The organism is Rheinheimera aquimaris (genome assembly GCF_020531985.1).
GTDB lineage: Bacteria > Pseudomonadota > Gammaproteobacteria > Enterobacterales > Alteromonadaceae > Alishewanella > Alishewanella aquimaris.
This window is the reverse complement of the sequence record NZ_JAJAVQ010000002.1, coordinates 619,006-644,694: the sequence shown is the minus strand read 5'-3', so window position 1 is coordinate 644,694 and position 25,689 is coordinate 619,006. Positions and strand designations below refer to the sequence as shown.

General features: G+C 51.7%; 22 protein-coding genes. 12 read left to right on the top strand and 10 right to left on the bottom strand.

The genetic code is table 11. The features are described 5' to 3' along the window. The first annotated feature begins 87 nt into the window (after window positions 1-87). Entirely contained in the window at window positions 88-1,011 is a 924-nt protein-coding gene (locus tag LHL18_RS07855) for a M14 family metallopeptidase (RefSeq protein ID WP_226766494.1), read from the top strand. Here the strand turns inward: LHL18_RS07855 and LHL18_RS07850 are convergent, their stop codons facing one another. Further along, on the bottom strand, window positions 1,012-1,911 hold the full coding sequence (locus tag LHL18_RS07850; RefSeq protein WP_134052547.1) for a LysR family transcriptional regulator: 900 nt from the start codon (window positions 1,909-1,911) through the stop codon (window positions 1,012-1,014). An 89-nt stretch (window positions 1,912-2,000) separates the two neighbouring features. Between LHL18_RS07850 and LHL18_RS07845 the strand changes: the two genes are divergently transcribed. Continuing rightward, window positions 2,001-2,942, top strand: coding sequence for a DMT family transporter (locus LHL18_RS07845; protein WP_226766493.1), 942 nt, complete (start codon window positions 2,001-2,003; stop codon window positions 2,940-2,942). A gap of 98 nt (window positions 2,943-3,040) precedes the next feature. Here the strand turns inward: LHL18_RS07845 and LHL18_RS07840 are convergent, their stop codons facing one another. Then, window positions 3,041-3,496: a GFA family protein gene (locus LHL18_RS07840; protein ID WP_226766492.1), complete on the bottom strand. Its 456-nt coding sequence runs from the start codon at window positions 3,494-3,496 to the stop codon at window positions 3,041-3,043. A 300-nt stretch (window positions 3,497-3,796) separates the two neighbouring features. Here LHL18_RS07840 and LHL18_RS07835 point away from each other — a divergent pair, with 300 nt between their 5' ends. Beyond that, the gene (locus LHL18_RS07835) at window positions 3,797-4,117 is read left to right on the top strand and encodes a DUF4160 domain-containing protein (RefSeq protein ID WP_226766491.1); all 321 of its coding nucleotides are present in this window, start codon (window positions 3,797-3,799) and stop codon (window positions 4,115-4,117) included. Then, complete coding sequence (locus tag LHL18_RS07830; protein ID WP_226766490.1) at window positions 4,095-4,355, top strand: DUF2442 domain-containing protein; 261 nt, start codon at window positions 4,095-4,097, stop codon at window positions 4,353-4,355. Before LHL18_RS07835 ends, LHL18_RS07830 begins: the two co-directional genes overlap by 23 nt. A gap of 312 nt (window positions 4,356-4,667) precedes the next feature. Here LHL18_RS07830 and LHL18_RS07825 read toward each other — a convergent pair whose 3' ends face one another. The 3 genes from LHL18_RS07825 to LHL18_RS07815 all read right to left on the bottom strand — a co-directional run bounded on the left by LHL18_RS07825 (window position 4,668) and on the right by LHL18_RS07815 (window position 11,245). Next, window positions 4,668-6,128, bottom strand: coding sequence for an aminoacyl-histidine dipeptidase (locus LHL18_RS07825; RefSeq protein ID WP_226766489.1), 1,461 nt, complete (start codon window positions 6,126-6,128; stop codon window positions 4,668-4,670). Between the two features lie 72 nt (window positions 6,129-6,200). Continuing rightward, the gene (locus LHL18_RS07820) at window positions 6,201-8,246 is read right to left on the bottom strand and encodes a site-specific recombinase (RefSeq protein ID WP_226766488.1); all 2,046 of its coding nucleotides are present in this window, start codon (window positions 8,244-8,246) and stop codon (window positions 6,201-6,203) included. A 68-nt stretch (window positions 8,247-8,314) separates the two neighbouring features. Continuing rightward, window positions 8,315-11,245, bottom strand: a complete 2,931-nt coding sequence (locus LHL18_RS07815) for a diguanylate cyclase (RefSeq protein WP_226766487.1) — start codon at window positions 11,243-11,245, stop codon at window positions 8,315-8,317. 175 nt (window positions 11,246-11,420) lie between these two features. Between LHL18_RS07815 and LHL18_RS07810 the strand changes: the two genes are divergently transcribed. From LHL18_RS07810 to recG, 7 genes are all read left to right on the top strand, one after another. After that, the gene (locus LHL18_RS07810; RefSeq protein WP_226766486.1) at window positions 11,421-11,903 is read left to right on the top strand and encodes a DUF4442 domain-containing protein; all 483 of its coding nucleotides are present in this window, start codon (window positions 11,421-11,423) and stop codon (window positions 11,901-11,903) included. 213 nt (window positions 11,904-12,116) lie between these two features. Next, the gene (gene gmk, locus LHL18_RS07805; protein ID WP_226766485.1) at window positions 12,117-12,749 is read left to right on the top strand and encodes a guanylate kinase; all 633 of its coding nucleotides are present in this window, start codon (window positions 12,117-12,119) and stop codon (window positions 12,747-12,749) included. A gap of 45 nt (window positions 12,750-12,794) precedes the next feature. Then, complete coding sequence (gene rpoZ / locus LHL18_RS07800; protein WP_134052557.1) at window positions 12,795-13,070, top strand: DNA-directed RNA polymerase subunit omega; 276 nt, start codon at window positions 12,795-12,797, stop codon at window positions 13,068-13,070. Between the two features lie 126 nt (window positions 13,071-13,196). After that, on the top strand, window positions 13,197-15,320 hold the full coding sequence (gene spoT / locus LHL18_RS07795; protein ID WP_134052559.1) for a bifunctional GTP diphosphokinase/guanosine-3',5'-bis pyrophosphate 3'-pyrophosphohydrolase: 2,124 nt from the start codon (window positions 13,197-13,199) through the stop codon (window positions 15,318-15,320). Window positions 15,321-15,325: 5 nt separating this feature from the next. Beyond that, window positions 15,326-15,718 carry a RidA family protein gene (locus tag LHL18_RS07790; protein WP_226766484.1) on the top strand — a complete coding sequence of 131 codons (393 nt, stop codon included), beginning with the start codon at window positions 15,326-15,328 and terminating at the stop codon, window positions 15,716-15,718. 8 nt (window positions 15,719-15,726) lie between these two features. Next, window positions 15,727-16,557, top strand: coding sequence for a substrate-binding periplasmic protein (locus LHL18_RS07785; protein WP_226766483.1), 831 nt, complete (start codon window positions 15,727-15,729; stop codon window positions 16,555-16,557). A gap of 10 nt (window positions 16,558-16,567) precedes the next feature. Further along, the gene (gene recG, locus LHL18_RS07780; RefSeq protein ID WP_226766482.1) at window positions 16,568-18,646 is read left to right on the top strand and encodes an ATP-dependent DNA helicase RecG; all 2,079 of its coding nucleotides are present in this window, start codon (window positions 16,568-16,570) and stop codon (window positions 18,644-18,646) included. Here recG and LHL18_RS07775 read toward each other — a convergent pair. The 3 genes from LHL18_RS07775 to LHL18_RS07765 form a co-directional block, all read right to left on the bottom strand. Further along, window positions 18,631-19,665, bottom strand: coding sequence for a methionine synthase (locus tag LHL18_RS07775; RefSeq protein WP_226766481.1), 1,035 nt, complete (start codon window positions 19,663-19,665; stop codon window positions 18,631-18,633). The two genes, recG and LHL18_RS07775, sit on opposite strands and share 16 nt — an antisense overlap. Next, entirely contained in the window at window positions 19,662-20,630 is a 969-nt protein-coding gene (locus LHL18_RS07770; protein WP_226766480.1) for a DUF1852 domain-containing protein, read from the bottom strand. The genes LHL18_RS07775 and LHL18_RS07770 overlap by 4 nt, the downstream gene beginning before the upstream one ends. Before the next feature lie 168 nt (window positions 20,631-20,798). Further along, the gene (locus LHL18_RS07765; RefSeq protein ID WP_226766479.1) at window positions 20,799-22,850 is read right to left on the bottom strand and encodes a TonB-dependent receptor plug domain-containing protein; all 2,052 of its coding nucleotides are present in this window, start codon (window positions 22,848-22,850) and stop codon (window positions 20,799-20,801) included. Between the two features lie 73 nt (window positions 22,851-22,923). Here LHL18_RS07765 and LHL18_RS07760 point away from each other — a divergent pair, with 73 nt between their 5' ends. Beyond that, window positions 22,924-23,313, top strand: a complete 390-nt coding sequence (locus LHL18_RS07760) for a MerR family transcriptional regulator (protein ID WP_226766478.1) — start codon at window positions 22,924-22,926, stop codon at window positions 23,311-23,313. A 21-nt stretch (window positions 23,314-23,334) separates the two neighbouring features. Here LHL18_RS07760 and LHL18_RS07755 read toward each other — a convergent pair whose 3' ends face one another. Both LHL18_RS07755 and LHL18_RS07750 read right to left on the bottom strand, forming a co-directional pair. Continuing rightward, window positions 23,335-24,489, bottom strand: a complete 1,155-nt coding sequence (locus tag LHL18_RS07755; protein ID WP_226766477.1) for a trans-sulfuration enzyme family protein — start codon at window positions 24,487-24,489, stop codon at window positions 23,335-23,337. A gap of 55 nt (window positions 24,490-24,544) precedes the next feature. Beyond that, window positions 24,545-25,552, bottom strand: coding sequence for an isopenicillin N synthase family dioxygenase (locus tag LHL18_RS07750; RefSeq protein WP_226766476.1), 1,008 nt, complete (start codon window positions 25,550-25,552; stop codon window positions 24,545-24,547). Window positions 25,553-25,689 lie beyond the last annotated feature (137 nt).

The window sequence follows — 25,689 nt, the reverse complement described above, 5'->3', positions numbered from 1 at the left end:
CATAGGACTGTTTTTGTTCAATCGACGTCAATGTTATAGTTGCCGGCTATTCAGTCGTACAAATGACAGCATTATAACGGAAGAGCAATGGACAAAATTTACCATATCGGCACTGTCGGCCAGCCGTGGGGAGACGCTGAAAAAGCGCAGTGGCTGAGCGAGCAACAGATTAAGCGCAGTTTTTTCGACGACGTACTACCTGCTATAGCCGCGCTTAATAACGACTTCGATGTTGAACAGTACGGCGAGCTGGACTATCAGCATGTCTGTGGAAAAAGCTACCCGTTGTTTGCGGTAAAAAGCCGCAACTGGCAAAGCAACAAGCCAACAGTATTAGTAACAGGCGGCGTACATGGCTATGAAACCAGCGGCGTGCATGGCGCATTGCGTTTTCTGCAAACCAAAGCCCAAGCGTATAGCGAAAAGGTGAACATTCTGGTGTTACCCTGCATCAGCCCCTGGGGCTATGAAACTATCAACCGCTGGAACCCACAGGCGATAGACCCAAACCGCAGCTTCGGCGAAAGCGGCAAAGCCAGCGAAGCGCAGCAGGTAAGGCAATATCTGGCCAGCCTGGATACGCAGTTTTCACTGCATATAGACCTGCATGAAACCACGGATTCCGACAACAGCGAGTTCCGCCCGGCCAAAGCGGCGCAAGACGGCACTGTGAACAAAAACTGGAATATCCCTGATGGTTATTACACCGTGGATGATGCAGAGCACCCATGCCCGGCGTTGCAAAAAGCCATTATCGACAGTGTGGCAAAGGTAACCCACATTGCCGAGCCGGATGATGAGGGCAAATTAATCGGTGAGCCCATGCAGCAACCGGGCGTGATTAACTACGCCAAAGCCACACTGGGCTTGTGCGGCAGCGTAACTGATGCGCCTCTGGTCAGTACTACTGAGGTATACCCTGACAGCCCCAGCGCAACACCAGAGCAATGTATCCAGGCACAGGTAGCGGCGGTGACCGGCGCGCTGGAGTATTTACTGCAACAAGGTTAATTAATACTCAGCCGGTGCGACTTGCAGCAGGTGCTCAATTAACAAACGCAAGCGCAGCGGCTGGTTATCGCGGTCGCGATACAACAGATAGGTTTTACGCAGCGGCCCCAGCCAGTCAGGTGCCAGCGCCATCAGTTCGCCCTGTTGCATATGCTCAAGCACAACCCGTCGCGGCAAATAGCCAATCCCCACACCGGCGGCCACGGCTTGCATGGCAATGTTCATATCATCAACTGTCAGCCGGACATTACCCTGCGGCCGGTATTCAAATTGCTGCTCAGAGTGCTGGTGTTCAAACCGCCAGACGTTGATTGGGCTGCTTACCACTAACGGGTACTGCACCAGCTCGGACGGGTGTGTGATCTGATGCCACTGCACTGCCCGGCTGCTGGCACACAGCAGTGACTGCACTCTGGTCAGCGGCCGGGCTATCCACCCCTGCAGCGCGGGTTCGCCGACCCGGATAGCTAAATCGATTGCCTGCTCGCCAACATCAATGACCCAGTTTGACATCCGGATATCTAAATCAATTTTTGGATAACGTAACTGAAACTGATTCAGCGCTGTCGCCAGCCAGCGGTACATGGTATTCACCGGCACTGCAACTCTGAGCGTGCCGGCAGGCTCATGCTTTTCGGCGTGTAAATCGCCGGAAATATCATCCAGCTCATTAAACAACGGGCCAAAACGTTCAAAGTACTGGCGCCCGGTCCCGGTCAGATTAATCCGGTGTGCGTCCCGGTGCAGTAAGCGCAGCCCCAACGTCTGCTCCAGCGCATTGATCCGCCGGCTTAACGTCGATGGCGGCACCCCCTCCTGCTCTGCTGCCTGACGAAAACTGCCAGCTTGCGCCACTAACCAGAACAGACGCATATCATCCAGCGAATAGTTAGGTTTCATTTATGGCATTTAACCTGCTAAATATCGTTATATATTTTAATTTTGAAATAAATAAAATATAAAGCAAGCAAAACAAGCTGGTCAGATTTATGAAACATCAAACTCCCATCGTTACAGTATCTTTGTTAGTGCTCAGCATTTTTAGCTGGGGCAGTGTATTTCCGGTGTCCAAGCTGGTACTGGGCCAAATGACTGAAAACTCGCTGGTGGTGTGGCGGTTTAGTATCGCGGCTCTGTGTCTGGTGATTTGTCTGCTGGTTAAACGCCAGCACTGGCCCCGGCTTAGCATTAAACAGTACGCCTGGTTATTGCTGCTCAGCATAGCGGGCGTGGGTGGCTTTAATTTACTGCTGTTTACCGGCGTAAAACACACGGCGGCGACCAACGGCGCTTTAGTGATGGCACTAAGCCCTTTGGTGACCGCACTGATGGTTGCTGCGCTGTCACGTAAATGGTTAAGCAGAACACAGGCGCTGAGCCTGGCGATCGGCTTGTCAGGCGTGTTGCTGGTTATTACTAATGGCAGCTGGCAGGCACTGGCACAATTTCAGTTTAATCAGGGCGATCTGACGATTATTGCCGCTATGTTGCTGTGGTCCGTCTACACCACAGCCTCACAAAAAGTAGCCGGCTGGTTACCTTTATTGCCGTTTACGCTGGTCAGCATGCTGGCGGGTGACGCTTTTATTCTGGCATTTAACGCCACACAAGGTGATATTCATCCGGTTACTGAGCTGCTGAGTTTGCCGCTGCAAGGCATCATGGCGGTGATTTATATCGGCGTGTTTGGCACTGTGGTGGGCTATGTGTTCTTTTTAAACGCGGTACAGCGCTTAGGTTCTGCTACAGCTGCGCTGTTTTTTAATTTAATTCCGGTATGTGCTGCGCTTACGGCTGTGATGATGGGACAAGAGGTCACATCTATTCAGGTTACCGGTATGGCGGTTGTGTTGCTGGGCCTGATGCTGCCGCAGCTATTAAAACTAGTACGCCAGCGTAACACTATACAGACCTGTGACGTAAATAGCTGATTCACCGATGTCAGTCACGGTAATGCCAGGCAAAACCGACGACTGATAAAAAAGCGCTGAAACATCGTACAATAGCCGCTAAGCAATAGTCCGCTTAGCTACTTTGCATAAGCAGCATAGCCTGCGAGCAGTTGCGGAAATGACTCTTGCGGTGGAAACTTGCTAAAGCTGTGCTTTGCTCCGGTAGCGGCCCACTGCAGTTTTTCATCGGTGTAGGTTTCAATAAAGGGCTGATAATGCTGAGCATCGTCCAACATAGCAGAGCGCACATTAACAAAGTCATCCATGCCTTCAGGCCGTGTAAACAGCCAGCTCAGGCAATGGCCACAAAAATAGTGCCGTGTAGCGCCATGCAAACCACCAATAACAGGCTCACCGGCTGTAACAGTGAAAGCCTCAGCGGGAAATAACGAACTCAGGCTAAAAGCACTGGCTGTCATTTTCTGACAGCCAGTGCAATGGCACGCCATAGTAATCATAGGTTTTGCAGATACTTCAAATGTTACCTGCCCACAGCGACACTGGCCTTGTGTTTTAATCAAATCATCACTCATCAGTATATTTCTCCGGGTTATTGCTACATTTCTGCTCTTGTAAATTTAATGTAGAAAATACTCGAAATGGCAGAGGCTTACAACAGCTTATAGGCCAGCCAACCGTGCTTGGAGAAAACACTATTTCTTCTGTCTGGCTGACATACGAATAGCCAAAAGCCGCGCGCTTTAAATCCGAAATCAATGCAAGAACCAATATTTTTCTGGTTAACATTAGCAGTATTGTGAATTATTTGTTTATTTTAGGTTTGATTATACCTAACATTGCCATTGGTCAACGGAGCGGACAAGGAGCGCGACATGCCGAAAATATATGAGTATCTTGGAATCATACTTTTCTTTTACAGTAATGAGCACGAGCCTATTCACATCCACGGAAAATTTCAGGGGGCAGAGTCTAAAGCTGAAATTCATATGCTGAACGGACGCATTCACAAGATTGTTGTCAAAGACAAAGGCGCGGGCTTAGAGAGCAAAAAGCGCAAAGAATTTGAGGAATTTGTCCACGCTTATGCTGACGACATAGTGAATAAATGGGTAGACTACTTCGTTAAGAAAAAGCACATTAGCCCGCAACTTATTACGCAGAAGGTGAAAAATGTCCGTATTATCGGTAATTAATGCGCAGCATGTAACGGGACACATTCTGGACATCACATTTAGTGACGGCCACAACACTGTTGTCGACTTTGCGCCCTTTATATTCTCTGTCGGCCATCCGGATTATGAGCCGTATAAAAAGCAGGATAATTTTCTGGCTTACAAGCTAGAAGATGGCAACCTTAATTGGGATGACTATACGATGATTTTTCCGGTAGAAGATCTGTACCATAATCGCCTTATCAGCCGCCGCGCTTAGATCGAGAACAGACATAACTATAAGGCCAACGCTGTCAATAGCAACTATGATAGTTGAAGAAGTAATGGGAACAATACAAATTATTCAGAGAAAACGCATGAATACACCCAAAGCGATTATAGTTGGGGCAACTATATTAGCTTTTTCGATAATAATATCCCCCGTTTTACTACAAAAATATAAGATGATCCAATGTGTCAGTGCTTATGAGCAACTTCACAAAGTTCCTTCTGATTCATCAGAATTGACATGTATGCAGTACATCAAGTAGCAAAGCCCCACTGAAGCAGGGGCTTAAACATAACTGTTAACTCAGCTACGCTCTGGTATGCGTTCCAGTACAGCCAGCAGCAGTTCCCAGTATTGCCCTACTGTGGTGATATTAACCATTTCATCCGGCCCGTGCGGGAAGCGGATAGTCGGGCCGATAGACACCATATCCATGTCCGGATACGGTTTTTTAAACAGACCGCACTCTAAACCGGCGTGAATAACCATAATCACCGGCTCTTTGTTGTAAATGGCCTGATAAGTGTCTTTTACTACCGCCATGACAGGTGATGCCGGGTCCGGTTTCCAGCCCGGGTAAGCACCGCTGAATTTCACTTCGGCACCTGAGAGCTGTGCCAGCGAGCTTAACATGCTTTGCACTTGCTCACGGCCGCTGTCAATTAAGGAGCGGATTAAACACAGCACCTGAATACTGTTAGTTTGGGTGGTAATCACGCCCATGTTCAGCGATGTTTCGGTGACACCTTCAACCTCGTCACTCATGCGCATTACACCGTTCGGGCAGACATTTAACAGATTAATCAGCTTTTGCTGCGTTGCAGTTGTCAGCACCTTTTGCGGTAAAGGCTGTTCTGTCAGGCTTAATGTTAGGGCTGGCTCAACGGCTGCCAGTTCCTGGCGCAGTAAAGCCTCAAATTCTGCTACCTGCTGCTGCAGCTGGGACAGTTTTGCCGCCGGAACGGTTAACGTGACGGTCGCTTCACGTGGTATCGCATTACGCAAAGAACCGCCGTTAAAACCGGCGACAGCGATATTTAATGCTGCGACGTTATCGGCTAAAAACCGTGCCAGCAGTTTGTTGGCATTACCGCGGCCCAAGTGAATATTAACACCGGAATGGCCGCCTTTTAGTCCGGTCAGGCTGAGGTTAAATGCGGTTACATCGCCTGCAGTAGCTTGCCACTGCACCGGCACTGTGAACTCAGCATCGACACCGCCGGCGCAGCCCATATAAATTTCACCTTCCTGCTCGGAGTCGGTATTGATCAGGATCTCTGCTTGCAACATGCCGGCTTCCACGCCAAAGGCACCGGTCATGCCTGCTTCTTCATCGACGGTCAGTAGCACTTCCAACGGGCCGTGTTTAATATCGTCACTGCCCAGAATCGCCAGTGCCGATGCCATACCAATACCATTGTCAGCGCCCAGCGTAGTGCCATTGGCTTTAACCCAGTCGCCATCAACATAGGCTTCAATCGGATCTTTGGTAAAGTCGTGCACTTTGTCTGCGTTTTTTTGCGGCACCATATCCAAATGCGCCTGGATCACCACAGGTTTACAGTTTTCCATGCCTGCAGTAGCAGGCTTGCGGATAATCAGGTTACCAACCCGATCTTCTGTCAGGCTTAAACCTTTATCGCGGGCCCAGGCCTGAATATGCTGACTCAGTGCCTGTTCATGCTTAGAGGGGTGCGGAATGGCGCAAATTTGTGCAAACCATTGCCATAACGGCTGTGGATATAAATTGGCTAATGCTGACACTACAACTCCGGGATACGCAAATAGAGGCGGCCATTTTACCACAAGCCGCCAACGGCGTAATACAGTCGGGGGTTACTTGTCTTGTACCATGGCCTTGTCAGCTTTTGTTTCCGCTTTTACGCCCTCTTCCGCCATCGCCAACTTAATGGCATTCACCGGGAAGAACAGGTTCAGCGGCTGCTGTTTGGCCTGCTCCCACAGGCTTTTTAACAGCAGCGGTAAACGGCTAATGCGGGTACCGCGCGCACGCAGGGCCACCGTTAGCGCCAAGGTAAAGCTAACCCAGAGGTTAACAAAGCCGATTAGCAGCACAAACACCAAGTGTAACAAGAAGCTAAGCACGCCTATTTCGCCACTTACCGCACTGTAGCCCAGGTTGGCCGACGAGAATGCCACATGGCGGATATCCAGCGGTAAGCCGGTTAAATAGCCAATATAGCCGGTCATGCCCAGCAGCACACCGAAGAAGAAGTTACCGGCCAGAGCGCCGTAGTTGTCGTGTACATAATCGGCTAACTTTTGCCGCGGCGCGTCGCGCAGCAGCTTTTTCAGCAACGGGTGGTGAAATAAGCGCAGCCGTAGTTCCAGACAGTTGGCGCGGTTATCAAAGAAGCCGGCGATGATACCGGCACAAAACAGCCAGATACCGGCAATAGCGGCGTACATTAACGCCAACCCGGCCAGCGGCGATATCGCATACAACTGGTACGCTACCACTTCTGCACTTAGCAGCGGCGTGCCGCGAAACAACACGGCTCCCAGCGCAATACAGGCCGCCAACACAATGGCGCTGCTAACGTTGCCCCACACCGCCGCCCACTGCGAGCGATTTACGTCAATTAATAACCCGGCCAGTTTACGGTGCACTGCACGGCCGTTTTCGCCGCGTTCTACTTCCTGTGCAAAGCTGGCAGCCGTCATCGCCGGTTGTTTGGTGGCAATGGTAAAGTGCAGCATATGTACCAGCACAAAGCCCAAACCGTAATTTAAACTAAACAACACCGCGCACTGAAACGGGCTGAAGCCCAGGCTGTCGATACAAATTTTCAGCAGCGCCATCAGCGCAATAATTACCCCGGCGCCGGCGGCGGAGCGCATCAGCGCAAAAAACTGCTTTTTGTTACGGGTAATATAGTGTTCGCCGTGGCCACTTTTGTTTACCGTGATGCTTTTTGACAACATTTGAGTACTGCTGCGCCACAGCGCACTGATACTGCTTTGCTCGGTGCTGGCTTGAATAAGAATACTGAATAAACTAAACAACTTTTGCCGCTGTACGGCCGGCTCGCTGATGAGCATATCGACCAGCAAGTCTATCCGGTCTAAAGTTTGCTCTAACCGCTCGAGTAGATGCGCCACGGCTACTGAGCTACCCACCCCGGCGCCACGGCGGCGCAAGCGCTCTACCTGCTCGCGTGATTGCTGCATCATCACAGCGAAATGCGCGGTATCGTGCAGCGCCAGCTGCGGATTATGCAGTTGTTCTCTGCCAGTTTCAACAAACAGGTTCATTTCGCGGCTTAATGCAATAAAAGGCGAATCTACGCTGGTTAAGCGCCGGTCGAGGCGCATTAGATCAGGTTCAATTTCCTCGGCAGCGACCCAAATGGCCAGCATTTCCAGCGCGTACAGGCTTTCTTCGCGAAAATGCCCGAGCATTTTCTGTAGTGTCGTGGCGTCACAATTTGCTGCCAGGGCATCAAAACAGCCTAACATCGCATCGCTGCCACTGTCTTGTAACCACAGCGCTGCCGGTTTGCCGTTGAATATTTGCCCCAGCACATCTTTAAAATCGTTCTGATCACGCGGCGCCGGGTTTAACCGCTCGTACAAGCGCAAAGTGATTTCACGAAAAAAACCGCGGCGGGAAAAAATACCTGAATTCACCAGTGCCGGATAAATATTCACCTGACCAAGCCAGCCAAACAGCACATTGCTGACAGCGGCGGCATGTGTCGGGTTGTTTTCCAGGGCTTCGCGCAACTTCGCCGGCCGCCTTGCATGGTCTACGCCCAGATCGTTATAACTGAGCCAGTTTATTAGCGTAGTGGCTACAGTTACCGCACAGTGTTGCTCCGACACACGTCTGACTAAGGTGACTGCACCTAGTGTATCCATTTCCCTCTCCGGCCCTGTTAATCTGAAAGCGGACTATACCCAAATCCGTCGCGTGCGGCAAAATGCATTCAGTCAGGTAGCGGCAGCTTGTCGCTGTGTACTGGCACGGTACCGTCACGCAGCAATAGCGCTAAATCCATGTTTTCACGCAAATTTCCCCCTTGCTGTAGCAGCAAATAGCCATCGCGGCCGTGCTGCTTCACCCAATACAACGCCTGATCTGCCCATTGCAGTTGTTGCTGCCAGTTGGCTTCGGCACTGAACGTCACAGCACCGACAGAGCACGTCAGCGGTTTGGGCAGTTGCTGCCACGGGTGTTGCTTAATCGCCTGCAACAGCCGCTGCAATGCCCGGGGGACATCATCATTGTGTTCCAGGATCAGCAAAAACTCTTCGCCCCCCCAACGGATCAGATGATCAGCGCTACGGCTGCTTTGACGGACTATATCAGCCAGTTGTTTTAATATGACATCACCAACCTGATGCCCCAGCTTGTCATTAATGCTTTTAAAATGATCCAAATCCAGCAACGCCAATGTCAGTAAGCCCCCGCTACGTGCGCTACGCGACAAAATCTGCTCAATATTAATGTCCAGATAACGTCTGTTGTGTAAGCCGGTCAGCGCATCCTGCATACTCATTTGCTGCAACTTCTCATTGGCCTGATGCAGCTCGCAGGTGCGCTCGGCCACCAGCTTCGCCAGCTGCCGTTGTGATCTGGCCAATGCCAGCAGACGCCAGCGGTACAGGCCACACAGTATCAGCAACATTAACAGTAAAAACAGGGCTCTGGCCCAGGTGGTTTCATACCAATACGGGCGAAGCTCGATATTCATAGTGACAGTGTCGCTCCAACGATAATCAGCGGCCAGGCGTACCTGTACGTTAAAGCTGTAGTTTCCCGGTGGCAGGTTGGTGTAAAACGCCTCACGCCGAGTACCGGCATCTATCCAGTTGTTGTCATAACCATGCAGCTGATAGCGGAACTGTACTGATGAAGGATAGACAAAATAGGGCGCGGTAAAGCGAAAATGCCAGTCACTCTGCTCCGGAGCTAACCGCACGTTATTACTGCGATAGCGCTCTGAACCTGCAGTTAGACTTCTGATTACCGGCTCGGGTACCGGTGCATGCTGGATAAGTTGCTGCAAGGGTAAAGACAACACGCCGTTCAATGTCGGGTACCACACCCGTCCCTGATGCAGCGCGCCTTTGCTGCTGCCGGCTCCGTTGCAACAGCGGTGCGAATCAGTTTCCGCATCTGGCCGGCGGTCGTCCACCAGCATGTAGAGCTGTTCGACGCTGCCTTGCGTTAAGGCCGGATAATTCACCCGGTAAAAGCCCTGAAAGTTACTGATTAGCAACTGATTTTCAACTAATTCTGCGTGCATGACGCCATTACCGGGTAACCCCTGCAACTGGGTGAACCAACGCCAATTCCCGGGCTGACCCAATACAAAACCCTGATCAAAACTGCCAACCAGAATGTTGCCGTCGGCAAATTGTTTTACCGTGCTGATAAAGCTACCGGATAGCGGCATATTATCAAGCCGGGCAAAACTCTCCTTGTCGCGCAGGAACAAACCATTTTCGGTACCAACCCATAACCTTTGCTGGCTGTCGGGCAGTACTATGCGTATTTTGGCCTGTTGCAGCACTTGCGGCACCTGTTGTTGCTGCAACTCATCATCCTGCAGATAAAACAGGCCGCCGTTAGTGCCCACCCAGATACGCTCACCTTCCTGCGCCAGCGTAGTCACCAGCAAGTGAGAAATGTCCGCATAATTACGTTGCCAGGCCAGATTTTTACCGTCCAACCGGCTCAGGCCGGCCCGGGTACCTACCCACAGCCTTTGCTCACTGTCCAGCAGCATACTGTAAACAAATACACTGGGCAGATACTGATTCGCCATCAGTGGCTGAAACCGGCCATGTTGCAGTAACGATAAGCCACCGCTGGTACCAGCCAGTAAATGTTGCTGCCACGGCTGCACCGCCCAGACATAGGGGTCGGCGATACCCTGTTCTTTACTAAATCTTTGGGTCGGTGGCCGCCGCAACCGCTTCAAGCCGTGAGAATGGCTACCAAGCCAGATATTACCGTGCCGGTCTTGCAGCATCGACTCTATCCAGGAGAAGCGTTCCACCGGCCCTTGCACGCTGTCTGCCAGCAGTAATTGTCCCTGCTGCAAGCTATACAACTTGTCATAACTGGCCACCCACAACTTCTGTTGTGGATCGAGATACAACAGCTCAATCCGGGTTTCATCCGGCTGCCCCGGCAACGTCATCGCCTGCCATTGTCCACGCTGCCAGCGAAACAGGCCGAGATTCGACCCAAGGTAAAGATCGCTGTCTTGTCTGGCCAACTCGCTGATTTGAAGCCCGGCAAGGTTCTGTGGTGCGTTGTGCCACTGATAACCGTCAGCCGTTAAGATACCAAAGCCATTTAACGCACCAACCCAAACAGTGTCCTGTTGCTGAAACAACTGAAATACCGCACCGTTATGTGCCGCGACAGGTGTCAGTTCCGCCTGCGGCTCACGCCATTGATACAACTGGGCACCACCAACATACATAGTGCCATCTGAAAGCTCAGCAAAACTGGTAATATTGCCTTGCAGCGGTTGCTGCTGATCCAGCCTGCTAAACTGGCCTTGCTGGTAACGCATCAGGCCGTTTACCGTGCCAATCCACAGCCGTTGCTGCTGATCGATATGCAGTGCCGTAATCAAATTAGACGAGAACGCAGGGGTATTGGCGGTATTGAATACATCAAAGTGCACACCATCAAACCGCGCCAGGCCATTTTGCGTACCCAGCCAGAGAAAACCCTGTGCATCCTGGGCAATAGCGGTAACCGAAATCTGTGGCAAGCCGGACTCTACCGACCAAACACGATACAGATATTCATCCTGACTCAGCACCATAGCCTGCAGCTTGGTCAGACAAACGCAACCAAGCAGCATCAGCGCATAAAAGCCAACATACCAGCGCACGTCGTTAACACCCTGCTTTTAGAAATTATTATGTATTCAGACTCTACTATAGCTCGCTTTAAGCTACCCAACAGAATCCGGACGAGTGGTATCTTTAAGCGCCCGAGCGGTTGCCTTGCAGCAATGGTCTTACCAGTGTAAGCTCGCCTGCATAGTTAACTAAGGAGCCAGAGCAATGGCCATCTCTTTAAGCAAAGCCAACTGGGGCCTGAAATTATTCGCCTGGCGCTATATCCCGCTGATAGGTTTTTGTTCACCCCGGATCGTGCGGATGGATAGCAAAACGCTGGAAGTCACCATGCCGCACAGCTGGCGGACAAAAAACCATCTGGGCAGCATTTATTTTGGTGCGCTGGCGATAGGCGCTGATTTAGCCGGTGCTTTTCTGGTGTTCAGCAAAGCCAAAGCGCGTGGCGTAAATGCCAACTTTGCCTTTAAAGATGTACAGGGGCAGTTTTTAAAACGCCCAGAAGCGAAGGTGCACTTTACCAGCCACGATGGCGATATTATCGATGCGATGATTGACGAGTCATTAGCCAGTGGCGAGCGGATAAACAAGCCGGTGTCGGTGGTGGTTACCTGCCCCAGCCTGCATGGTGACGAAGCCATGGCAACCTTTACGCTGACACTATCTGTTAAGGCGAAAACGAAAAGATAGGAAACACCGCAGTGATATCTGCGTAAATAGCGCTGCTCTAAGTCAACCGTTGAAGCCCTGGATGGGCGGAAACGAGCCCCCAGGGACGGGTTCACGGCGTGTTGACGTGAGCAGCGCTATTTGCGCTACAACCAGAGTTTGCCCAGACAAATTTGCACGTCGAACAGGTAGCGTCTAAAATCCGCTGTCTTTAACCGCCAACTGTGAACAGCTATGCAGGAACTTGCAGGTAACTTATTTATTATTTCCGCACCAAGTGGTGCCGGTAAATCCAGCCTGATCCAGGCATTACTGAAACGCCACCACGATATGCAGGTCAGTGTATCTCACACGACCCGCGCGCCACGCCCCGGAGAGCTAAACGGCGTGCACTATCACTTTATCAGCGTGGACGAGTTTAAAGCCTTAATTGCCAACAATGAGTTTTTTGAATGGGCTGAAGTATTTGGCAACTACTATGGCACCTCTAAAAGTACCATTCGCGACAGCTTAAACCAGGGCATCGATGTATTTCTCGACATCGACTGGCAGGGCGCACGGCAGATTAAAAAGCAAGAACCATCAGCCAAGGGCATTTTTATCCTGCCACCAAGCCTGAGCGAACTGGAACAACGTTTAAATAACCGCGGCCAGGACTCAAGCGAGGTTATCGCCAAACGTATGGCGCAGGCACAAAGTGAAATGAGCCATGCCGGTGAATACGAGTACCTGATTATTAACGATAACTTTGATACGGCACTGGCGGAGTTTGAGCGCATTGTGCTGGCGCAGCGCAATGGTTTTGGCAGCCAGGCCTGCAAACACAAGGCGCTGCTTACACAACTGTTGGCGAAAACAGCAAACTAGCGTAAACTATGCGGTCTTGTGATGGCCCGAACACTGGAGTGGTAAATGGCACGCGTAACTGTTCAAGATGCAGTAGATAAAATTGGTAACCGTTTTGACTTAATTCTGGTGGCTGCACGCCGTGCCCGTCAGTTAGCCGTTGAAGGCAAAGAGCCTATGGTAGATATCGAAAACGATAAACCTACTGTTGTTGCCCTGCGCGAAATCGAAAAAGGCCTGATCACCAACTCAGTACTGGATGAGCAGGAACGTCGCGATCAAATCCAGCAGGAAGCGTCAGAAATGGCAGCGGTAGCCGCTATTATTGGTTCAGACCACTAAAAACCCCCGCCATCTGCAGGCCAGCGGCGTATTAGCCGTTGGCAACTGTAACAAATAGACGTATATTCATAATAAATCCCGCGCTTAACGGCGTGTTTTGTTTGCTGTCGCAGTTTGGGAGCACAGGTGTATTTATTTGAAGGTCTGAAAAAACAGATTAGTGCTTACTTACCACCCGAGCAGGTTGCCTTAGTGCAACAGGCCTATGTGGTCGCGCGCGACGCGCACGCGCCGCAAATCCGCTCCAGCGGCGAGCCGTATATTACTCACCCGGTTGCTGTCAGCAGTATTCTGGCTGATATGCATATGGACCATGAAACCCTGATGGCCGCGCTGCTGCACGATGTGATTGAAGACACTCCGGTTAGCAAAGAAGAACTTGCCAGTAAATTTGGTGACACCGTAGCCGAGCTGGTTCAGGGCGTCAGCAAGCTCGATAAAGTAAAGTTTAAAGATTATCACGAGTTCGAAGTCACCAACCTGCAAAAAATGTTTATGGCGATGACGCAGGATATCCGCGTTATCTTAATCAAGCTGGCAGACCGCACCCACAATATGCGCACCTTGGGCGCCCTGCGGCCAGAAAAGCGCCGCCGTATTGCCAAAGAAACGCTTGAACTGTACGCCCCTATCGCCAACCGCCTGGGTATTCACAACATTAAAAACGAGCTGGAAGACTGGGGTTTCCAGGCACTATACCCAATGCGCTACCGCGCACTGTCGACAGCTGTTAAACAGGCCCGCGGCAACCGGCGCGAACTGCTGGAGAAAATTCAGCATGAAATTTTAGGCCGGCTGGAGCAAGCCGGCATCAATGCTGATGTCAGTGGCCGCGAGAAGCACCTGTACAGCATCTACCGTAAGATGAAAAACAAAGAGCTGATGTTCAACGATGTGATGGACATCTACGCCTTTCGAGTGGTGGTCGACAGTATCGACCATTGCTACCGCACGCTTGGCGTGGTGCACAACCTGTATAAACCGATTGAAATCCGTTTTAAAGACTATATCGCCATTCCCAAACAGAACGGTTATCAGTCGCTGCACACCTCGCTGGTGGGGCCACACGGTATTCCGGTTGAAATACAGATGCGCACCCGTGAAATGGATGAAATGGCCGATAAAGGTATTGCCGCGCACTGGATGTATAAAGCCAACGGCCAGCATCAGGACACCACAGCGCAAATTCGTGCCAGGCGCTGGATGCAAAGCCTGCTGGAGCTGCAGCAAAATGCCGGCAACAGCGCAGAGTTTGTCGAAAATGTTAAATCTGAACTGTACCCGGATGAGCTGTATGTGTTTTCACCCAAGGGTAAAATTGTCGAGCTGCCGATAGGCGCCACTGCCGTTGACTTTGCTTATGCTGTGCACACCGATATTGGTAACCGCTGCGTCGGTGCCAAAGTCGACCGTCGCCCCTATCCGCTTAATAAACCGCTGGAAACTGGCCAGACGGTAGAAATTGTCACCAGCCCGGGCGGCAAACCTAATGCTAACTGGCTGAACTATGTGGTGACCAGCCGTGCGATTTTAGGTATTCGTAATTATCTGAAAAAGCAGCAGCAGAACGAATCTATTGGCCTGGGCCGGCGCTTGCTCAGTTCAGCGCTTGGTGAAGTAAAACTGGAAGATATCGCACCGGAGCGTATTGAACAGGTGCTGCAGAATACGAAACAGAAATCGCTGGATGAGCTGTGCAGTGAAATCGGCCTTGGCAACCAACTGGCCATTGCCGTAGCACGGCGCTTGCTGGGCGAATTTGAGTCAGATGAAAGCAGCCAGAAAGACAATGTCGGCCCAATGCAGAAGAGCAAAGCCTTTATTATCGGCTCTGAAGGTATGCTGTTGACGTTCGCTAAATGTTGCCGGCCGATTCCCGGCGATGAAATAGTCGCCAGTGCCACACCGGGTAAAGGCCTGAATGTGCACCGGGCAGATTGCCGTAACATTAAAGGCTGGGATAAAGAGCCGGGTAAATTCTTCCCGGTGCGCTGGGATAAAACCGGCGATAAACAATTCCTGTGCGATATCCGCGTGTTTATTGTTAACCGTCAGGGTGTGCTGGCAAAACTGACCACCCTTATTGCCTCGCAGGATTCAAACATTCAGGATCTGGCAACCGATGATCGCGACACCGGTGAGTACGTGATCAAAATTACGCTGTCGGTACGCGACAGAATACAACTGGCCAATGTAATGCGTAAGATACGCGTCATGCCGGATGTACAGAAAGTATACAGAAGGAAATAAAACCCATGTCAAAAGTGATTATCCGTACCAATGATGCACCGAAAGCTATCGGCACTTACAGCCAGGCGGTAAAAATTGGTACTACCGTGTATCTGTCAGGGCAAATCCCGTTAGTGCCATCAACTATGCAAATGGTGTCAGACGATTTTGCCGAGCAGACACATCAGGTGTTTAAAAATCTGGCGGCCGTATGTGAAGCGGCTGGCGGTGGCCTGAACGACATGGTCAAAGTGAATATTTTCCTGACCGATTTAAGCCAGTTTGCCACCGTCAATGAGATTATGAGCCAGTACTTTGCCGAGCCGTATCCAGCCAGAGCGGCTGTACAGGTGTCGGCATTACCGCGTGCCAGCCAGATTGAAATCGACGGCGTGATGGAAGTACCGTCCACCCACTAGGATGTTGTATGCGTAACCACCGGCTATTACAGATACTTGTTGCAGGCACAGCGTTGTTTTGCACCGTGCTCAAATCTGAAGAGCCGGTTAGCCACAGCGAACCTGAGCAGCCGGAACTCACCTGGTGCCTGGATCACTTCTCAGGCTTTCACCATTATGAAGATGTCGCAGAGCCTTATGGCCCCTCGGTCGATTTGATGCGTGAATTGGCCAGACGTAGCGGCTTTACGCTGCGTTTTACACCCAGAACCACGATAAATCGCTGTTTCCGGTTGATGGAAGAAGGCCAGGTCGATTTAATGTCTAACCTGAAGTTCAGCGAAGACAGAGCAAAAATTATGGTGTTGCTGCCTTATGAGACTACCATCGCTGAAAGCGTGTTTTTACTGCGCAGTGATAAAAGGCCGCTAACGCAATTCAGCCAGCTGAAAAACCTGACCGTTGCCAGCATCCGCGGCTATCTGTACAGCGAAAACACCATGCAGTTTATCCAGCAAAACCGCTCACATGTGGCAGAAGTAGAATCGATAGAGTCTGGCCTGGAAATGCTGTACCGCGGCAGAGTAGACGCGCTTATTTCTCCGACTGTAAGCACCTCTGATGCCATTTTCTCTACCAGCAGTTATCAGGATCGCTTTCGCATTGCAGCACTGAATATCAGCACCGGCAATAACGCCCATATCAACATAGGTGTATCCCGCCAAAGCCAGTATATCAAGCTGCTGCCAACCATCGAGCGGCATATAAAAGCCATGCAAACTGATGGTACCGTAAAGCGGCTTTACACCGATATGGTGCTAAGCCCCAGGATCAAGCAGTTAAAGGCAAAGCCAGAGTGACAAGCCAGGCGTGAGCAGTTCACTACAACAAACCCCGGTCGCCGTGATCAAAGGCGTTGGTGCTAAAGCCGCCGAGAAACTCAGCAAGCTGGGTATCGAGTCGGTGCAGGATATCCTATTCCACCTGCCGCTACGTTATGAAGACCGTACCCGCATTTACGCCATTGCCGACTTAATGCCGCTGATGCATGGCACTGTACTCGGAGAAGTCGTCAGCAGTGAAATTCAGCTCGGTAAAAGACGCAGCTGGCTGGTGAAAATTAAAGATGGCAGCGGCTATCTGACGCTACGTTTTTTTCATTTTAGTGCGGCTCAGAAAAATGCCGTCACACCGGGTGTGCTATTGCGCTGTTTTGGCGAGGCCAAACGCGGCCCGCGTGGCCTGGAAATGTTGCATCCGGAATACCGGCTGCATAACGACGAGCTGCTGACCGAAGTCAGTGAAACGCTGACACCTATTTACCCCACTACCGAAGGCTTGCGCCAGGCCACCTGGCGTAGCCTGACTGATGCCGCCTTACAGCATTTATTGCGCAGCCAGCCAGACGAGTATTTACCTGCTTCGCAAACGCAACACAGCTGGTCACTGACTGAAGCCCTTAGCTATATTCACCGCCCACCACCGGATGCCAGCCTGCAGCTGCTGGAGCTTGGCAAACATCCGGCGCAGCAGCGGCTGATTATCGAAGAGCTGGTCGCGCAGCAACTCAGCATGCATAAACTGCGCAGCCAGAGCCAACAGCAACAGGCCATAGCGTTACAGATCGACCAAAGCCTGCAGCAGCGCTTTTTATCGGCATTACCTTTTGCCCCCACCGGCGCGCAGCAAAGAGTTACCGCAGAAATACGCCATGACTTAGGTCAGACGCTGCCAATGCTACGTTTGGTGCAGGGAGATGTTGGTTCAGGTAAAACGTTGGTGGCCGCGCTGGCCGCGCTGACCGCTATCGGTAATGGCTATCAGGTGGCATTAATGGCGCCGACAGAGTTACTGGCCGAGCAGCACGCCGCTAACTTTGCCCGCTGGTTTACCCCGCTTGATATCAGCGTGGCCTGGCTTGGCGGTAAAACCAAAGGTAAGGCCCGGCAAACCACGCTGGATGCGATAGCCGATGGCAGTGCACAAATGGTGGTCGGCACCCATGCGCTGTTTCAACAGCAAGTCAGCTTCCAGCGGCTGGCATTGATTATTATTGATGAGCAGCACCGCTTCGGCGTGCATCAGCGCCTGGCGCTGCGCGAAAAAGGCGGTATCGCCGGTGTCTATCCGCATCAATTGGTTATGACAGCAACCCCCATTCCACGTACGCTGGCAATGACCGCCTATGCCGACTTAGACACGTCGATTATTGATGAACTGCCTCCCGGACGCACACCGGTAACAACAGTGGCGATACCCGATACCCGACGTGACGATATTATTGAGCGGGTACGCAGCGCGGTAAAAACCGAGCAGCGTCAGGCTTATTGGGTATGCACACTGATTGAAGAGTCAGAAACGCTGCAAAATCAGGCCGCTGAAGACACCTTAGTACTGCTGCAGCAAGCACTGCCGGACCTGCGCATCGGGCTGGTACACGGCCGGCTAAAAGCCGCCGAAAAACAGGCTGTGATGCAGCAATTCAGCAGCGCTGAGCTGGATTTACTGGTGGCAACCACGGTGATTGAAGTAGGGGTAGATGTACCCAACGCCAGCCTGATGATTATCGAAAACCCGGAGCGGCTCGGTTTAGCCCAGCTGCACCAGCTGCGGGGTCGGGTGGGTCGTGGCAGCACCGCCTCGCATTGTGTGCTACTGTATCACGCGCCACTGTCAAAAACGGCTCAGGCCCGGCTGGGTGTGCTGCGCGACAGCAATGACGGCTTTGTTATTGCCCAGCGCGACCTGGAAATACGCGGCCCGGGCGAGTTACTCGGCACCCGCCAGACCGGTGTACTGCAATTCAAAATTGCCGACTTAAGCCGTGATGCCGAGCTACTGCCGCAAGCACAACAGCTGGCAACCCAGCTGTGGCAACAGGATCGCAGCGCCAGCCTGCAGCTGATCAAACGCTGGCTGGCCAATAAAGAAATTTATGGTAATGCCTGAAGCTCTTTACGCACTATATCCGCACCGGCGGCTAACGCTTTTAGTTTGCCGGTTGCCACGTGCCGTGCCAGCGGTGCCATACCGCAGTTGGTGCAGGGGTATAGTTTATCGGCATCCACATATTTCAGCGCCTGGCGCAGCGTAGCGGCTACTTCTTCCGGTGTTTCAATGCTGTCGGTGGCCACGTCAATGGCACCTACCATCACTTTTTTGCCGCGGATAAGGCCAAGCAGTTCAACCGGCACCCGTGAGTTATGGCACTCCAGCGAGATAATATCGATATTCGATTGTTGCAGTTTCGGCAATACCGCTTCGTATTGCCGCCACTCGTTACCCAGCGTCTTTTTCCAGTCGGTATTGGCTTTAATACCATAGCCATAGCAAATATGTACGGCCGTTTCGCATGTCAGCCCTTCGATGGCGCGCTCTAAACAGGCGATACCCCAGTCGTTTACGTCATCAAAAAACACATTAAAGGCCGGCTCGTCGAACTGGATAATATCAACACCGGCCGCCTCTAACTCTCTGGCTTCCTGGTTCAGTATTTTGGCAAATTCCCACGCTAAGTCTTTGCGGCTTTTATAATGCGCATCGTACAGCGTGTCGATCATCGTCATCGGGCCTGGCAAAGCCCACTTGATCGGCTGCTTGGTTTGCTGGCGCAAAAACTTTGCGTCGTTGACAAACACCGGTTTAGGCCTTGATACCGGCCCAACCACAGTAGGTACACTGGCATCGTAGCGGTTACGAATGCGCACCGTTTCGCGCTTGGTAAAGTCGACGCCGCTTAAGTGCTCAATAAAGGTAGTAACAAAGTGCTGCCGGGTTTGCTCGCCATCGCTAACAATATCGACACCTGCCAACTGCTGTTCGTGCAGTGATAAACACAACGCATCTTGTTTGCCGTCAGGCAGTTCTTCAGCCGGCAATTTCCACTCTGACCACAGTGTTTCAGGCTCGGCGAGCCAAGACGGTTTAGGCAAACTGCCCGCCGTTGAGGTTGGTAATAGTTTTTTCATCTTAAGCTCCACTGTTCCAGTACTGCCAGGTGCGGTTTAATAAAATGTTCTTCAGCAAATTTGCCCTGCGCCACGGCCAGCTTGCTGCGCTCTTCCCGGTCATACACAATTTGTGTAATAGAATGGTCCTGATTTTTTAAATTTGGCTGATAGCATTTACCTGCCACCGCATTGGCGTTGTATATCTCCGGCCGGTAGATCTTTTGAAACGTCTCCATGGTACTGATGGTGCTAATAAGCTCCAGATTGGTGTAATCATTCAGCAGGTCGCCAAAGAAATAGAATGCCAGCGGCGCAACACTGTTTGCTGGCATGAAATAGCGCACCTGCAAGCCCATCTTTTTAAAATACTGCTCGGTTAGCGAGGATTCATTTGGCAGGTATTCCACCCCCAATACCGGATGCTGATTCTCAGTGCGGTAATACACCTTGGCATCTGACACACTGAGGCATATTACCGGCAGCTTGCTAAAATGCTGCTTGTAGGTATCGGAGTGAACAAAGCGCTGAAACAGTTTGCCGTGCAATTCACCAAAGTTAGCCGGCACGCTAAAGCTGGCCTGTTGCTTATTGTGCTCAAGCAACAGTACGCTGAAGTCATAATCACGCACATAAGACGAAAAATTATTGCCGACGATACCTTCTATACGCGTATTGGTTTTGTGATCGACAATATTGGTTTTCAGCACTTCAATCGATGGAAAACTATGGCCACTGCCCTCGATATTAATATCAACCGACACTATCTCCAGCTCGACCGAATAGCGGTCAGCGCTTGGGTTGTCCCATTGCGCTAAAGCATTAAAACGGTTGTTGATCATCCGAAGCGCATTACGTAAATTTTGCTGGCGGCTTTCGCCTCTGGCCAGATTGGCAAAATTGGTAGTAAGCCGGGTATTGTCTGCCGGCTGATAATGCTCATCAAAGCCAATGCTTTTAATGCTGAAGGTAAAATCGTTACTCATGATGCTGTAGTCTCCGTTTCGCTCGCCAAAAGGCGTCTAGACGTCTAGAAATTCATGAGTAATTTATACGCCAAAGGCAGCATGAATAAAAATGATATTATTTCATTAAAGCATGAGCTCTGCTCATAGATTGATGCTCTGCCGCGGTTGTAGGGCTGAATATCAGCCCTAATTACCAAACTTAATCCGCACTCCGGCATTGGCAATAAAGCCATCGTTACGCGACCAGATATCAGTTGTCCACTGGCCGCTGGCGGCCTGTACCGGCAACAACATCGGGTGCTCGTCGGTTTGTCTGACATTTAGCAGGTTTTCCAGATTGATAAACCAGCTAAAACGGCCAACAGTGATTTCCCCCATTAACCCCAGGTGCCAATATGGGCTGGAGTAATCAGCATAAGGGTTATCGTTTAAGCGCTGGCGGCCGGTGTAGTAAGCTTCAAAACCAAGGCGGAAGTTACCGTGTTGCTCCCACATTGCAACAAAGCCGGCAGAATGCTCTGGCGTAAGGGCGATTTCGCGCCGTGATATGCTATCGTCGCTAAGCTCAGTCGCATCCAGATACAAATAGCTGGCGGTCAGTTTCAGATCCTGCCAGTAATAGCGCAGCAATAGCTCTGAGCCACGTATTTTGCTCTCGCCCGGCGCATTAACCAGGCGTACGCGGTTTGGTACTGTGGCGCCGTCTATGCTAAAGGCTTCTAATTCAGTCACATTTTTTATATCCGAGCCAAATAGCGTGACACTGCTTTCGATGCTGTCAAAGCGATATGTAACGTCTATCGACGCCGTTTGTGCGGTTTCTTCAGCTAAATCGGTTAAGGCTTCAAGGCGCGATAAACCGGCCGCTTCAATTTCTTCAACAAAAGGCGATGGCGCAAAATAGCCGCGGCCATAAGAAGCGCGCACTGTGATATCGCCCGGCCGGTACAGTAATGACACCCTGGGGCTGAACTTAGTACCAAGCGCGCTGTGATCTTCCAGCCGCGCGCTGACCGAGGCAGTTACGGTTGGTGTAAAAACATAATCAAGCTGGGAAAACAGGCCGGGCACCTGATAGGAGTAATCAAACTGGCTGAAGGTGTCTGAAACGAACTTATCCGCCTGATAGGCCGCGCCAACTACCCAGTCGGTATTGTCGCTGTAGCCGGCCAGGCTGGTTTCCAGCAGATAGCTTTCATGCTGGTCATCCTCAAACACCCGACCGTACCGGTGCTGATGTTGTTGCAGCATGGCCGACGCGCGGCTGTTCAGCGTTAAGCTGTCAGACAGTGGCAGGTTGAACACCAGGCCGCCATCGAACCGCTCTGAGTCCTGAGCTTGTATATAGCTGCTGCCATCGGCTACTGTGCTACCCGTTGCTGTACCACCATTGCGCTTTTCAGACATCAACCCCACAGTGCTATACAACGTCTGGCCGTTATCACCCTGCCAGTACAGCCTTGGCCGCGCGGTGTAGCGCTCAAAGCCAGCAAGATCAAGCCAGCCGTCTTTATCAATATCAGTTGCGGCCTGATGATGCGCGCCGACGGTAACAGAACCTTGCATAGCATCGGTCAGCGGCGACTCGATATAAGTTGTGAGATCCTGGCCGTCACGGCTGGTCAGGTTAAGCAGAGTTTCGCCTTTGAATTCATCACCCGGCCTTCTGGATACCAGGTTAATGACACCGCCCAGTGCCGAGCCGCCGTACAAAGACGAGGCTGAGCCTTTAATAATTTCTACCCGGCCAAGATCAGTCGGCGGAATTTGCAGCAAGCCGATAGACGCGGCCTGATTGCCATATAGCGGCAAACCATCGGCTAATAACTGGGTATAACGGCCGTACAGGCCCTGCAGGCGGATATTGGCGCTGCCCAGCGCCGGCGAGGTAGTTTGCACCCGCACACCACCGGTTTCAGCCACCAACATCGCAATATTGCCCGGACGCATAGCGGCTTTTTCTTCTATTTCTTCCCGGTTTATCAGCTCAACCCGCACCGGTTGCTCGTTGGCGATACGGCCGGAACGGGTAGCCTGCACAACAATGGTTTCAATATTTTCGTCATCATCGTGGTGATGATCATCGTCGTGTCCGTGTTCGTCGTCATGCTCTTCAGCATGCGAGTGTTGCGTTTCAGTTACCGAAGTACTTTGTGAATTTAGTGGTTCTGCTGCCAGGCTTAACGGTGGTATGCCCAGTGCAAGCAGCAGTGTTGAAGCAGTTAAGGTGTTTGACATAGTTTGGCGCATCAAATCTTTGCTGTTTTATGTTAGGCTGCAGCATAAAGCTTACAGTAACTGGAAGGTCAAGATGAAAATCAGCGAGCTGGCTACCAAAACCCGGGTGCCGGCGAAAACCATTCGGTACTACGAAACAGCTGGCCTGTTAAACACGCCGCTACGCGAAGCCAACGGCTACCGCTGTTACTCGACAGATGATATCGATACGCTGATATTTATTCGCCGCTGCCGCGAGTTAAATATTCCGATTGACGAAATAAAGCAGTTAGTTGCGGTGCAGCGCAAGCCCGAAGCTTCGTGCGACACAGTAGACAATATTATTGCTGAACAACTGGCCAGAGTGCGGCAAACGCAGCAGGAGTTAGCGCAACTGGAGCAAGCTCTGGCCATGCTTGCAACCTCGTGTAGCCATAAGCAGGTCCAGAACTGCGCTATCTTACAAAGTTTAAAAGCCGATTAACTCTGCAGCCTCTGGGCTGTATTAACTGAGCGCCTGGGCTAAATCGGCTATCAGATCATCCGGGTCTTCCACGCCAATACTTAAGCGGATTAAATCATCGGTTACACCGGCCGCTAAGCGGCTTGGAGCATCCATCGCTGCATGCGTGGTGCTGGCCGGGTGGCAGGCCAGACTTTCCAGATCGCCCAGGCTGACGGCCTGGGTAAACAGCGCTAATTTATCTAAAAACTGCTCAGCGCGGGCGAAGCCGCCTGCCAGTTCTATACTAACCATGCCACCAAAAGCGCCGACCGTTTCCGCCAGTACCGGGTAGCCGGCATCGCTTACCAGGCCGGGATAAATCACTTTGCTTACCGCCGGGTGCTGGGCTAAAAATTGCGCCACTTTGGCCGCACCGGCAAGGTGTGCATCCATCCTCAGCGCCAGCGTGCGTAGCCCGCGCTGCAACAAATACGCTTCCTGCGGGCCTATCGCCGCGCCGATATGTTTCAGCGCTATGGTACGCACCGGCTGCATCAGCTCAGTGCGTCCGGCAACCACACCGGCAATAATATCGCCGTGGCCGCTTAAGTACTTGGTGCCACTGTGCATGACTAAATCGATACCGTGCTCCAGCGGTTTAAACAGGTAAGGTGTTAAAAAGGTATTGTCGCATACCGTCACGGCACCGGTTTTCGCCGCCGCAGCTTTGATCTTGCGATAGTCGGTTACCTTCAGGTTAGGGTTGGTAATCGGCTCAAACAGCACCAGCTTAGTCGCCGGATGAATATTGGCCAGCAAGTCATCGTCACTGGCATAGCGGCTTACACTAATACCGGCACGGCTTAGGGTATTCACTAAAAATGCCGCTGTACCACCATAGACCGGGTCGATAAAGGCCACTTCGTCGCCTGCGCTTGCCAGCGCATAGAAAATACTGCTGACAGCCGCCATACCGCTGGCGACTACCAACGCTTCATCTGCGCCTTCCAGCACTGCAAGTTGTTGTTCCAGCGCCTGCACCGTCGGGTTAGCCATGCGGCTGTAGATAAAGCCGCTGTGCTCACCGGAAAAACGGGCTTTGCCTTCGGCTGCAGTGCCATAGGTAAAGGTACTGCTTTGATAAATCGGCGTGGTTAAAGCGCCGGTTTGCGGGTCGCCGCTGCTGCTATGCAACAATTGAGTTTTAAATTTCATTTATAAGCTCTTATTTGAGAAACCACCGCCAATGGCGGCGATTTAAAATGGATGGTTAAACAACATGTTGTAGCGCATTATAGTGCGCTGCGGCCACATCCGGGTGCGAACGTAACCGGCCTTTTAAAACATTTTGCCCCACCTGATAAAACAGCGGGTTAAGCGGGTCGCTGGCCGGGCCTTTAGCTTGTTTCGCCAGCTCTGCCGGCAGCGGTAATAAAGGTACCGTCGCATCAAGCTGTGCTGCCATAAAAAAGGCGCACGACAACCGCTCAATACCCGCCGGCGGGCTGCTTACCCGGTGATAGGTTGCCCGTAAATAACCGTTTGAAGCCAGCTCCAACAGCTCGCCGATATTCACCACAAAGGCGCCCGGCAGCGGCGTGGCGCTAACCCAGCCCTGCTCGGTTTGTACTTCAAGCCCGCTTTGGCCATCTTGCAATACCAGTGTCAGATAACCCGGATCTTTATGCGCACCTACGCCCTGCTTTGCCTGCTCGGTGGCGCGGCCCGGATAACGGATAAGTTTCATATGCCGGTATGGGCCATCTTTAATCGTACTGTCAAACGCATCTTCAGGTTGCTGCAATACCAGTGCAAAGGCGCGCAGCAGTGTCACTGTCAGATCGGTCAGTTGATCCTGCCAGTGCAACAGGGTGTTTTGCATTTGCGGCAGCGCAGCTGGCCACTGGTTTGGTCCGTACAGTTTCCACCAGGCCGGTTCACCACTTTGCACCTGCGCCGTGCTCTGCTCAGCCATAATATCAAACTGCTCACGCTGATCAGCCTTACCCAGCGTTAACTCGCCACCTAAGCGGGTGTAACCACGAAAATGCGGCGAGTTTACCATCTGCACCGTATTTTTATCGGCCTGCGGCAGCGCAAAAAAATCTGACGCCAGCTGTAGTACGGCCTGCTGCTGACTTTGCGCTATACCATGGCCGGTCAGATAGAAAAAACCGACATCACGCGCGGCCGCGCCGAGTTCAGCCAGAAAACGGCGGCGAGACTCGCCACCGGCATACCATAAGGTTAGATCCAGTACAGGCAGGTTGACTTTCATTAGACTCACCATTGCAGTTATTCTCAATGCTGGCATTTTATGCCTGTAGCAACACAAGCCGAAGGATTTGATAACTATTAGTTATATCAAATCACGATATTCGGCCGTCTGGATATATAGCTAGCTAAAGTGCAGTC